The sequence below is a fragment of the Trichocoleus sp. DQ-A1 genome, assembly GCF_039961955.1.
Lineage (GTDB): Bacteria > Cyanobacteriota > Cyanobacteriia > Cyanobacteriales > FACHB-T130 > FACHB-T130.
Genome location: NZ_JAMPKE010000002.1, coordinates 352,058 through 364,808, shown reverse-complemented (window position 1 = coordinate 364,808; position 12,751 = coordinate 352,058). Strand labels below are relative to the sequence as shown.

The 12,751-nt window shown below is 43.8% G+C and carries 8 protein-coding genes; 1 reads left to right on the top strand and 7 read right to left on the bottom strand.

What is annotated here, in order from left to right:
* Nucleotides 1–8: 8 nt before the first annotated feature.
* Nucleotides 9–1,034 (bottom strand): 1-acyl-sn-glycerol-3-phosphate acyltransferase, encoded by a 1,026-nt coding sequence (locus NDI33_RS04015; protein ID WP_190674487.1) that lies wholly within the window; start codon nucleotides 1,032–1,034, stop codon nucleotides 9–11.
* Here NDI33_RS04015 and NDI33_RS04010 point away from each other — a divergent pair.
* Nucleotides 1,017–1,583 carry a hypothetical protein gene (locus tag NDI33_RS04010; RefSeq protein ID WP_190674485.1) on the top strand — a complete coding sequence of 189 codons (567 nt, stop codon included), beginning with the start codon at nucleotides 1,017–1,019 and terminating at the stop codon, nucleotides 1,581–1,583. The two genes, NDI33_RS04015 and NDI33_RS04010, sit on opposite strands and share 18 nt — an antisense overlap.
* Nucleotides 1,584–1,764: 181 nt before the next feature.
* Here the strand turns inward: NDI33_RS04010 and NDI33_RS04005 are convergent, their stop codons facing one another.
* From NDI33_RS04005 to miaA, 6 genes are all read right to left on the bottom strand, one after another.
* Entirely contained in the window at nucleotides 1,765–2,352 is a 588-nt protein-coding gene (locus NDI33_RS04005; protein WP_190440721.1) for a GDSL-type esterase/lipase family protein, read from the bottom strand.
* A 114-nt stretch (nucleotides 2,353–2,466) separates the two neighbouring features.
* Nucleotides 2,467–3,120, bottom strand: a complete 654-nt coding sequence (locus NDI33_RS04000) for a hypothetical protein (protein WP_190674482.1) — start codon at nucleotides 3,118–3,120, stop codon at nucleotides 2,467–2,469.
* 45 nt (nucleotides 3,121–3,165) lie between these two features.
* Nucleotides 3,166–4,638: a glycolate oxidase subunit GlcD gene (gene glcD, locus NDI33_RS03995; protein ID WP_190674478.1), complete on the bottom strand. Its 1,473-nt coding sequence runs from the start codon at nucleotides 4,636–4,638 to the stop codon at nucleotides 3,166–3,168.
* Nucleotides 4,639–4,646: 8 nt separating this feature from the next.
* Entirely contained in the window at nucleotides 4,647–7,556 is a 2,910-nt protein-coding gene (locus NDI33_RS03990) for a tetratricopeptide repeat protein (protein ID WP_242033069.1), read from the bottom strand.
* A 300-nt stretch (nucleotides 7,557–7,856) separates the two neighbouring features.
* Nucleotides 7,857–11,009, bottom strand: a complete 3,153-nt coding sequence (locus NDI33_RS03985; RefSeq protein WP_190674471.1) for a PAS domain S-box protein — start codon at nucleotides 11,007–11,009, stop codon at nucleotides 7,857–7,859.
* Nucleotides 11,010–11,564: 555 nt separating this feature from the next.
* Nucleotides 11,565–12,491, bottom strand: a complete 927-nt coding sequence (gene miaA / locus NDI33_RS03980; protein WP_190532564.1) for a tRNA (adenosine(37)-N6)-dimethylallyltransferase MiaA — start codon at nucleotides 12,489–12,491, stop codon at nucleotides 11,565–11,567.
* Between the last annotated feature and the right edge of the window lie 260 nt (nucleotides 12,492–12,751).

Below are 12,751 nucleotides of genomic sequence, written 5' to 3'. Positions count from 1 at the left end.
AACCTAGATTACTTTTTCCTCAGAAGTTGGTTAATTTGACTTTGCAGCTTTTCTTGTAATAGTTGGGCGTGTCGATAAGCAGCGTTTCGCTCTTGCCGCGTAGAAGTTTTGGGTTCTGGAAGTTGCTCGTCTTCAACAACTTCTGTTGACCAAGTTTGATAGAGAGGCTCAATAAAATAACGCAGCCGACTTCGCATCGCCCAAACACCCATTGATGGGAAGAGAATAAAGGCGAACATCAAAAAAGAGACAGGCAAGAAAGGCAAGTTTATGGCTCTTGCAAATTTTTTGAGATTGATTGCCCAAGGATGCAAAGATTCATTGCCGATGCAAGCAACGGGCAGAATCGGAATGCGATAGCGATCGCTTAACTGGATAAAACTTGGATGAAAAGTGTCTAACTGATAACGCCTTTTCCACCCTTTTCCCGGCCCGCGTATGCCCTCCGGAGCGTATAGTAAGATGGTTTTTTGAGCCACCGCCGCTTCAAATTCATCAGCTTCTGCCCTAACGCCACCTAGAACTTGCGACCATCCTGGAGGTAGCCACCAAATCACCCAGGGATGTTCAAACAACGAAACACCCGCCAGCGGTTGCACAACCCATTCCCGTGTCTGGCTTAAGAGCGTTGCTAATCCCAAAATATCCCAAGGAAAACACATTCCCGCATGGTTCATTGATACAATCAATGGTCCAGTTTGAGGCAAATTTTCGAGTTGTTGTAGCTCTCCTTGGAAATAATATTTCACAATCGGAGCCAGCACTTCATCTCGGAAAGCCTGCTGATAATTTGGGTCGAACTGTCCTTCTCCCTGGCGGGGTGAACGAAAGCCGAGACGTATCCAACGAATCAGCAACGCCAGATAAAATCCCCCAGGAATGAGAAACAATCCATATTCCAGCCAATTCCAACCATCGGGATCGGCGTGATAGTGTTGCCAGTGGCGGTTGAATAAAATCAGCCAGCCTGGAGGATACCAAAGACAAAACCAATCAAACCAATTCCAAGAATAATCGTGAATACGCCCAGCCATGCCATTCTCAATCTCGGCATTCTCGCTAAACCGCAACAATCGCACTTCAATCTCCTAATCGTGTTCGGCGCTATATTACCCGATATTCCAATTTTTGTTTTCTACCTTGTGGCGAGATATATTCAACGCCTACCAGAACGCCAAATCTGGTCAACCGCTTATTACCAACCCTTTTGGCAAAATATTATCCACCTGTTTCATTCAATTCCATTGGCTTTAATTGGGGTAGCGATCGCTCGCTACTACGGGTGGAAACCCCTTGAAATCGTCTTTCTGAGCATGGTGCTGCATTCCCTCGGAGATTTACCCGTCCACAGCGACGACGCGCACAGGCATTTTTTGCCCTTCAGCGACTATCGTTTTATCAGTCCTATCTCTTATTGGGATACTAACAAATACGGCACGATTGTTTCTTTCGTTGAGCGGTTGCTGGTGCTGGTAGCAACCGTTTACGTCTTCGGGATGGTTCACTCCTACATCGGCAAAGGACTACTCATTGCAGTGAACTTGATTTATTGGCTCAGTTATCTCTACTTCTGGGTTTTCTAAGAAATATTGAACTTTTCGCCATGAAGTTACATCTTGCTCTAGGCTGTTGAAACACAGTTACACAAACAAAACCTGCTGGGAGCAGGTTACAAAACCCTTTATTTTCAGTTGGTTCGCGCTTTCCTAGCTAGAATGCGATCGCCTTTCCATTCGGAGAGCTTGGCGCAAGATGTGAGTTGAGCTATTTTAACCACGATAACCACGCAGACCAACTTTGTACTAAGTGAGCAAATTCGGCATAACCGGCAGCACCGGGGTGAGCGCCATCATTCGCTGTTGCCTCACCGATCCATACCGATGACGCCTGTAAAGGAGTAAAAACATCTAAATAAGGCACATTGCGATCGCTACATAAACGAGCTAACTGCTCAGACAAACCAGCAATCCTAAAATTTTGCTCAATCTCTGCAACAGGTGGCGCTCCCACCATCAAGACTGGAAATGTTTGCCGTGCAACTTCAAGAATTTCCGTGCAATTCTCTAGGGAATCCGCTAACTCCACACGAGTCTTCCCATTTTCCAGGGTGGTGTCATTGACACCAAACGAGAAAACAATCCTGCCATCATATTCTTTAGGCAAGCGACAAGCAACCTCACCTAGCCAACGGGATCTAATATCCGCGCTGGTTTCCCGCCGTACCCCAAGATTGTAATAAGTAATGTCATAACCTTGCTTTCGTGCTGCTGCACAAATTCTTCCCGTCCAACCAAGACACTCTGGATCGCCAGTTCCGTTTACAAAGGAGTCACCAATAAAGCAAATTCGCATTTTGCCTGAAATCTATTTTTAGTTTTTTCTTTACCTATCTATTTTTCTGAATAGCACAAGCATCGTTGCCTCTAGAAGGACTTCACCGGATTAAGCGATCGCTCTTACAGTTTTTCATAACAATTTTATTTCTTCTTTAATATTTTGTCTAGCTTGTTGTTCTAAAGCAACAAACATTTTTTCAGTAAAATATATTCGTTCTCGGTTTAAAAAGCTCTGCAATACTTGTTTCCTACCTGTTCTGTATTTTGTGGACGAGACCCATAAATACTCTTTTCTAATTGCTTGAGCATATATGCTGTATTTAGTATCCGATGCTCCTAATATAGAAAGGTCTGCATCTAGAAAAATTTTGCTATCAATACCGTCTATATTTTGATGGTATTTGGTTTTTATAATTAAAGAATATACAACCTCTATAGTTGATGAGGGAATGTCTAACCCTTTCAAAATCATCGCTGCATATTCTGCACTTTTTTCCTCATTATCGTTAGCTTTTGGGTTATAAACTGCATCGTGAAACCAAGCTGCAAATTCAACTGCTGCATAGTTTTGGGATAGCGATCGCAGATTGTTAATAGTTGCTAAAATTTGTTCTATATGCTCCAGAGTATGATAATATCTACCATCACTGGAGTAAGCCTCGAATAATTCAAGCAACACTTTCTGACCAATCTCTTGCTCAACCTGAAACGGTTGTAGTAAAGACTCCCATCTAGATTGCAAATTAAAGCATCTTTCTCTGTCTAGATTGTAGCGCGATCGCATATTTCCCCAAAATTCTTAGCGAATCATTTGCTCTTGGTTAATGAATTAAAATACATCAACTGACTCAAACTGCTTTTGAGACTGAGCGTGTGAAGCTTCGCCACAGGTGCGGGGAGTAGGAAATATTTTACCCGGATTAGCCAAACCTTTGGGATTAAATACTTGGCGCACCCATTGCATTGTTTCTAGATCCGTTTCGGTAAACATTTGCGGCATATAGCATTTTTTATCCGCACCAATCCCGTGTTCCCCAGAAAGGCTTCCGCCTACTTCTACGCAAAGTTTAAGAATTTCCCCGCCTAATTCTTCCACCTGTTCCAACGCTCCAGGAATTGAATTATCATAAAGAATGAGTGGGTGAAGATTGCCATCTCCAGCATGAAAGACGTTAGCAATACGATAGCCGTACTTTTGACTCAATGCTTCAATTTCTTGCAGTACAAATCGCATTTGAGTCCGGGGAATTACCCCATCTTGGACATAATAATCAGGGCTGAGTTTGCCTGCTGCTGCGAAGGCTGCTTTCCGTCCTTTCCAGAGCTTTAGACGGGTTTCTGGCTCGTTTGCCGTGGTGATGCTACGCGCTCCATTGGTGGTGCAAATTTCCGCAATACGCTGTTTATTTGCCGCCACTTCCACTTCTAAGCCGTCTATTTCAACTAACAAGATAGCGGCAGCATCTCTAGGATAACAACCTGTTGCTACAACATCTTCGACAGCGTTGATGCTGATATTATCCATAATCTCCATACCGCCTGGAATTATTCCAGCGCTGATAATATCTGATACAGCGGCTCCAGCATCTTCGACACTGGTAAAATCTGCTAAAAGAACGCAAATAGATTCCGGGGTCTTAAGAATTCTCAAAGTAATTTCTGTAGCGATACCTAGCGTGCCTTCAGAACCAACAAATAAACCCGTTAAATCGTAACCAGGCATTTCGGGAATTTGTCCTCCCACGTCTACAATAGAGCCATCGGGGAGAACTAATTTTAAACCTAAAACGTGGTTGGTGGTGACGCCATATTTAAGACAATGGACGCCTCCAGAATTTTCTGCAACGTTACCGCCAATCGAGCATACAATCTGGCTGGAAGGGTCAGGCGCATAGTAAAATCCGGCACCGCTAACGGCTTGCGTTACCCAGTTATTAATTACTCCTGGCTGCACCACAACCCGCTGATTTTCTAAGTCAATGCTCAAGAGTTTTCGCATCAATGCAGTAACAATTAGCACGCAATCTTCTACAGGCAAGGCTCCACCAGAAAGTCCAGTGCCAGCACCGCGTGCAACCCAGGGAATTTGATTTTGGTCGCATATCTTCACTGCCGCTGCGACTTCTTCTGTGGTGCGCGGCAGTACGACGAGGGCAGGTTTTTGTCGGTAGCTAGTTAAACCATCGCACTCGTAGGTTATTAACTCCTCACGACGCTGCACGACGCCATTTTTCCCGATAACTGCCTCAAATTGCTTAATAATCGGTTGCCAGTTGTGCTGTTGTTTGTCTTGGGTAATCATCGGTAACTCTATGTCTGCGTAAGTCCCTTTTGGACAACCTGTTTATAAAAATCTTCAAGAGCTGCTACACAACTTTTGTCATCATAAAGATAGTCATGCCGAGCCTTGATTCTTTCTGAAACGTCGTGCCGCCAAATTGGGTCTAAACCCAACTTTACAGCAATATCAATATATTCTGTTTCGGTTTGAGCAATTGTGTCTGTCACCTCAAGCCTTTTTAGAAATCCATAAGAGTGACGACCTCGCATAAATTCGCCAGGACAGGTAACAACGGGTAAACTACAAGCGATCGCATCTAGTGTCGTGTTACCGCCAGACCAGCTTAAAGTATCTAGATAAATATCTGAAACTAAATTAAGCATGAGATACTCAGCGCGAGGTAGAACAGGTGAAAAAACACAATAGTCTTTACTGTTCAAACCAACTGCCGAAAAAGCGCGTTCCAAGCGTTCTTGGGGCACACCTGCACGAAGAAACATAAACTGAGCTTGAGGCACGCGACGGGCGATTTCAGCAAAAATATAGTCATGTTGCGGTAAATACTTGTAAGGAGCTTGAGAAGATAGGTAAACTACAGCATCATCCCTTAGCTGAAAATCTGCTCGTGTCTTTGTTAGCGGAGGAATCTCTAATGAAGGATAAGCAACTCCAACATTCGGCAGACGGATCAGAGTTTCAGAGTAATGTGCTTGTGCATTTTCTGGCTCCATTAACTCGCTGGATAAAAAGTAATCAATGGTCGGTAAACCAGTAGTTACTGGGTGTCCCCATACTACGCACTGAGCAGGAGCCAGACGCAAACCGGCAAGTTGCATCGTCGCTGCATCCATACCAATTTCTGGGAAAACAAGTATATGTAGTTTATCGGCAACAATTTGTTCGCATACTGCTTCGAGATTATTAGGAATATGATGAAATGCATCACTATAATTACGAAACAACTCAGTGATATTATCTGGCTGATTCCCTGTGTAGTAACAGTGAAATTCAAAATCTTGCTGATTGCAGTAACGCAGATAACCTAGTGATAAAAATGTTCCACTCCAACCGTGTAAGAATGCTGAGACATAACCAACACGAATTTTTTTGTTCTCCTTAAGCGGAGGCATGGATATAGCTTGAACCCATTGTGGATAGTTGGCTGCCATAATTTGATGGACTAAATTTCCATACTGGCGTTGCAATTCCAAATCGTTATGAGCCTGATACGCTAAAAAAAAGTTTGTTACACAACTAATACCGGCAAGAGCATTCTTTTTATCTTCAGGCTCTTCTAAGAATGTCCCCAGAATTAAACTTTGTATGCCTTGGATAAATCGCTGACGATAAAAGCTAATTTCATTGGCGCTATTATAATTAGTGGGTAATATTAAATTTTTAAAAATTTTAAATACATATTCATTAGGCAGGATTTGAGATGCCTTTTCTGCACTTGATATTGCTTCTTTAATCCGTCCGTTTTCCTGCAATAATTTTATAAAATAAAAATGTAGTTTACCACTTGTTGGGTAAAAGAAGATGCCTTCTTTAAGCGTATTGATAGCTTCTTCTACTCGATTTAGATGTGTAAAGCAATCACTTAGGTTAAAATAAACCTCTGCATCTCCTGTTTGAATTTCTAGCAATTTTTGATATTGCTTAATTGCTGCTTCATACTTCTCTTGCTGGTAAAGTTTGTTAGTAAAATTTAGAAGAGCCTGAGTAGGATTCTTTTGGGCTTCTAATGCCATCGCTAGGTTATTTAATATATCAGGATTATCTGGAATTAGCGTCAGAGCTGTTTTATACACCTCAATTGCTTGCTCAATTTGATTCTGTTCCATTAACAAATTCCCCAAATTGAGGTAGCTACCAAAGTGGCTGGGGTTAGCTGCGATCGCTTGACGGTAGACTGCTTCAGCCTGCTCGCTTTCACCCGCCTGACTGAGGAGATTTCCTAAATTGTTGTAAGCTTCAATTAGTTTTGGTTCAAGAGCGATCGCTTCTGTGTAAGCGGAAATCGCTTGAGGATTTTGATTGATTTTCTCGAAAGCCAACCCAAGAATATAATATGCTTGAGCTACAGATGAATCTATTTTTAGTAAATTAAAAATTGTTTCAACGGACTTTTGATACTGTTCTGCCTCGTAATATAGAATTCCTAAGCTTAGCCACGCTTTAGTATCCCAGTTTTTCGCTCGTATAAAGTCACAATATTTTTTTTCAGCAGCTAAAAACTGTCCTTTTTCATGCAGCGATAAGGCTTCTTGATACAGATTGTCTAACTCCCTTTCGTTTTTTCCAATAAACTGTAATTCATAGATAGCTTGAATAACTGACTTCCGGCGCATCTTACTAAAAGTATTCCAGGAATAGTTGGCTTTTTTATTTGCATCCCAACTGAGTACCTGAATCCCATTCCAAAAAGTGTGATAGCCATCTCCTGGCGTCAGCAACTCCAGCAATAATTCGCACTCTGGGTTAGCAGCCATAAAATCCCAATTAGCTTGGCGCACCGCTTCCCAATTGCTATCATCGATAATAATCAATGCCTTCTCTGCTAGAAACGGTTTGATTAGGAGTAATCCTAATAATTGCGACCGATAGTCGTGAGCACCATCATATAAATAAACCCCGATTTTGTCATCTGGATTAATTTCTCGAAGCTCTAATAAAAATTCTTCAAAGTCTTGATTGCAAAAATAAACTCGATCTTGAATATCAAAACTTGATAAATTATTAATTAATTTATCCAGATTCTCACCGGATTGGTCGAATTCAGAAAAGTTATCTACAGCGTATGCCATTCGTTCTGGATGATCGAGCAGTGCGCCAATTAAAGTAGAACCTTGATAACAGCCAATCTCGCAATATATTTCATCTGGTTCCATGCACTCCACAGCAAAATTGAGCAACTGCATTACGTTGGCAGTAGTCATCCCTTGAACTTGGTCAAGTGCTTGCTGAAACCGCTTTGATTTAGGTACAACCGATTCGCGTCCCCAATTTTCATAAAGGCTGGGCAGTTGCTCAACAAACTTTTGGTAATCCATCGCTAACACCTTGTATGCTTACTTTTAGTTTATCTAAAGAAAAAATTAGGCACAAAGTTTTGGTTCGTTAAAATCTTGAGGAAGATGATAAACAGGGCAAAAGTTAGTGCTAGAAAGGGGAGGGAGTGCCAATCGTGCATACTTGACCTCGTAGCGCGTATTGCATCGACTGCTGGAATCACAGCGCTAACTTAGAAGCTCGTGAATAGATTTCAACAAATCTTCTGCGGTGTAGGGCTTCGACAAAAATCTTTTAACTACGCCACCTGCGATCGCTGGGAGCTTATGGTTGGAAACCAGTCCGCTCACGGCAATAACTTTGACCTGCGGGTTCATTTTTTGTAGGGCGCGGATGGTGGTTGGACCATCCATCGTAGGCATCATCATATCAATTAACACGACATTGATTTCCGCGCGATGCTGGGCATAGAGTGCGATCGCTTCAATCCCATCGTTGGCAGTGAGTACCCGATAGTCATAGGCTTCTAGGGATGTTTTAGTCACTTCTCGAATGGCTGGTTCATCATCAACCACAAGAATCCATTCTCCGTGACCTCTGGGCAGTTCATAACGCTCCGTAGCTTCTGGATCTGTTGTAGTTGTGTTAGTTGCTGGAAAATAAACTTTAAATTGGGTTCCTCTTCCTACTTCGCTATAGACATTGATAAAACCGTCATGACCTTTAATGATTGCCAACACAGTGGACAGACCTAGCCCTGTGCCTTTACCGAGTTCTTTTGTTGTGAAAAATGGTTCAAAAATTCTTTCTAAACTTTCTGGAGGAATACCACTTCCAGTATCCGAGATAGTAATAACGATATAAGGCCCCATTTTGGCCTCAATATTCATCCGGGCATAGTTTTCATCGATGATAAGATTTTCGGCAGAGATACTCAAGACTCCACCATCTGGCATCGCATCGCGGGCATTAACGCAGAGATTCATCAACACCTGATGTACTTGAGTGGCATCTCCAGACACAGGCCAAAGTTCCATCATTCGTACATCTGTATAGATTTCGATTGATTTAGGAAAGGTCTCTTTGGCAATTTTCTGAATTTCCCCAATTAAGTGCCCTACTTGAAGGGTCATTCGCTCACCTTCAACTCCTCGAGCAAATGACAAGACTTGCTTAATTAGCTCAGCACCGCGTTTAGTATTGGTTTCTAGTAAATCCAAAAGCCGCTGACTGCGCGGATCGGGAATTACCATTTGTAAGATTTGAATGGCGGCAAGAATTGGCGTCAGTACATTGTTTAGATCGTGGGCAATGCCGCCAGCCAGAGTACCGATACTCTCCATTCGTTGGGCGCGGCGGAACTGTGCTTCAAGTTGTTTTTTCTCTGTAATATCGGTGTCTACAGAGAGGATTGATTTGGGGTTATTTTCATCATCGCGCACCAAACTCCAACGACTGGCAACGACAATTTGTTTGCCTTCTTTGGTGACTTTATACAATTCACCTTGCCATTCACCTTTGTTGTTAACAGTCTTGTGCGCTTCTAGGAGTTGAGGCGAAGGATCGTTGTACAAAATCTCCGAAACATTTTTCCCCAGAACTTCCTCCGCCTTCCAACCGTACAGTAACTCAGCTCCTTTACTCCAAAGTACGATTTTGTCTTCTAGATTTCGCACAAGAATTGCATCTGTTGTTACATCTAGCAAGGCAGCTTGTCTGCGGATTTTTTGTTCTGCCTCCTTTCGCTCGGTGATGTCCCGATCCATGCCGCGATAACCTTGGAATTTTCCATCACAATTCCAAACTGGAACTGCACTAGTTTCTAGGACAACCAGATGACCGTCTTTGTGAACAGTCGTATTCTCAAGACACGTAATGGGTTGTGCAAGGGCAGCCATTTGCCCAAAAATATTAGCAACTCGAAAAGCTTCTTCCGGAGGCATGAGCTCGAAGGGAGTTTTGCCCAGAACTTCTTCTGGTTCATAACCCAAAATGTCGCGGAGCTTCGGACTGACATACGTGTAAACAACGTTTTCATCCACCTCCCAGACCCAATCGCTAGTGGTTTCGACTAAATTGCGAAACCGCTCTTCGCTTTGACGCCATGCCTCCTCGTTAGCTTTGCGCTCGGTAATGTCGCGGGCGATCGCATACATCAAGCCTTCTTCAACGACTGGAGAGGCTGTCCAGGATAGCCATTTATACGAACCATCCTGACAGATGTAGCGGTTCTCAAAGTCGATGGTTGGTTCGCCCGTGGCAAGTTTCTGGAATTCGTCACGGGTTTTTCCTTGGTCTTCAGGATGAACAAAGTTAAACAGTAGCGTACAGCAAAGTTCTTCTTGAGTAAGCCCAAGTGTTTTCTCAAAAGCTGGGTTTACGCGCTTAAAATAGCCATCCAAACTAGCAATACACAGCATATCCAACGAGAGGGTGAATAAGCGATCGCGCTCTTCCTCTGCCCGCTTACGAGCGGAGATGTCCGTTTGCAAGCCTACGAAGTAGAGTAAGTTCCCCTTATCTGAAAATACTGGCGAAATTCTTAATTCATTCCAGAATGGCTGACCATCTTTTCGATAGTTCAGCAGCGTCGTTTGAATCTCTTTTTGTTCGGCGATCGCTTGGCGAATTTGAGCGATCGCTTGCGGATCTGTGCCAGAACCTTTCAGAAAACGGCAGTTGCGACCCATAATTTCTTCTGGCTTATACCCAGAGATCCGCGAGAAAGCTGGGTTTGCGTAAACGATCGGGTTGTCTGGCTGGTTCGGATCGGTAATAATCACTCCCTCAGAAGCTGAAGTAATCGCCCGTGCCAGGTGCCGGTTCTCGGTAGCAGCTCGCTGTAGCGCCTCCTCGGCTCGTTCGCGTGCAGCGATGCTGCGTTCCTTTTCAGCTAAATTGCGCCGTAGCTCTAGTTGGCTAATTACCTGGCGGCTTAAAGCTTTAAGTGCCTCTACTTGTTCTGGACTGAGGTTTCGCGGTACATAATCAACAACACAGATCGTCCCAATTATCTGTCCCTCAGGCGTTATCAGCGGTGCGCCCGCATAAAATCGGACGCTGGGGCAAGCAATGACGACCGGATTAGTGGCAAACTTCTTATCAGCCAATGTATCAGGAATCATTAAAATTTCGTGTTGCTCAAGTAGGGGGCAGAACCCGCTATCACGGGGGAATTCTGATACTTCTAAACCCACCTTTGACTTAAACCACTGACGGTTTTTATCCAAAAAATTTATTAACGCAATCGGGGTTCCACAAACGTGCGCCGCTAAATGGGCAAGATCGTCGAATGCCTCTTCGGGTTCTGTATCAAGAATCCGATATCGGCGCAGAGCTTCTAGCCTCGCCGCTTCCTTACTAGACTCTAAAATTTTCATCAGTACTTATTCCTACTTGGACCGGATTTCGGTAGCCATCATCTGAAAATGCTTGTTCTGCCTTGTCGCGCTAAATGTCTCAATGCTGAAAAAGCAGGAGAAAGTCTCAGCGATCAACTTTTCCGTCCGATAACCCTAGCTAGATTGTTCCCTGGCACTTCAATGGACTAACACTTCCAGGAAAATCTACATGAAAATCGCTAAATTCTACACATTTTCGCTCAAACTAAAGGTCTCCAGCCTTTTACCGCAGTGCCGGAAATGCGATCGCAACTGCTAAGGGTTATTTGTACCCGTAGGAATTAAAAAAGGCGGTTTTGCTGTTTTCATAGTCTATTAAATGGTTTTCCTATTCATATATAAATTCTATAAAATCTCTCTAAAGGTTGATGGCGGTTTAATATAGCAGAAAAGTTTATCATTGCATTTCCTGGGTAATCTGCTATACACGAATCCTTCAACTCCTTGTAGCAGAAAGCAAAGAAATCACTTCCATACAACTCGAAAATGTACGAAGTTAAGTTTAGTTACAAGAGTATAAAATTGGACAGGAAGTTAGCATCTAGCTTGAGGAGGCACATCCTGACAACTTGCGGCAATGAACTCTAGCACTCGTTGCCACACGCGCTCCAATAAATCGGGTTGATTTGCCTCAAACCACTCAATTTGGGGATAAGCACGAAACCAAGTGCGTTGTCGCTTGGCAAATTGACGAGTGTGCAAAACGGTTAACTCTTTGGCGTCCGATAGAGAAATCTCTCCAGCTAAATATTGCTTCATTTCCCTATAACCTAGCGTATCCAGCAGCGGCAGATTGCAACCGTATTTCTCACAAAGGATTTTTACCTCCGCTTCCCACCCTGCTGCTAACATCTGTTCGGTTCGCTGTTCAATGCGTTGCGTAAGGTGGCTAGAGTCCGGGCAATCTAAGCCAATTTGGAGAATGGGATAATCGGGTGGATTCTCTCCTTGCTGCTCTGAAATGGGGCGACCCGTCACATAAAATACTTCTAAAGCTCGCAATGTCCGCACGGGATCGTTAGGATGAATTTTCTGAGCGGCAACGGGATCGACTTGTTGTAGAAAAGCGTAAAGTTGGATTTGACCGAGAGATTGCAGTTGCGATCGCAATTCTTCTTGGGGCGCTACTCTAGGAATTTTTAACCCCTGCACAATAGAACGGATGTATAAACCCGTCCCTCCCACCAAAAGAGGCGGAGTTTCCTTGCCCAAAGCAGCAATTAAAGCTTGCGTCTGCTGCTGGTAATCTGCCACCGTCAAAGTTTCTGTGGGATCGCAGATATCAATTAAGTAGTGCGGTACCAACTTGCGCTCAGCATCTGTTGGCTTAGCTGTGCCGATATCAAATTCGCGGTACACTTGACGCGAATCAGCACTAAGAATTACAGAACCCAGCCGCTGCGCCAATGCTAATGCCAGTCCTGATTTTCCCGTCGCGGTAGCACCACAAATAACAATCAACGCTGAGGGCTGAGGACTGAGGGCTGAGGACTGAGGGTTAGCTAAGGACTGAGGGTTAGCTGAAGACTGAGGGTTAGCTGAGGATTGAGTGAAGAGGGCTGAGGATTGAGGGTTAAGGACTGAGTGAACAGGTAATTTTCCGCTGCTCCCTGTGTCTGTTTCTCTCGCCTCCCGTTCCCTTGTGCCACCGTGCTTTCCTACTTTGTTACCTTTCACTGGGTACAGCCCCTAAACAAATATCTCTTGAAATTGCCCTACGG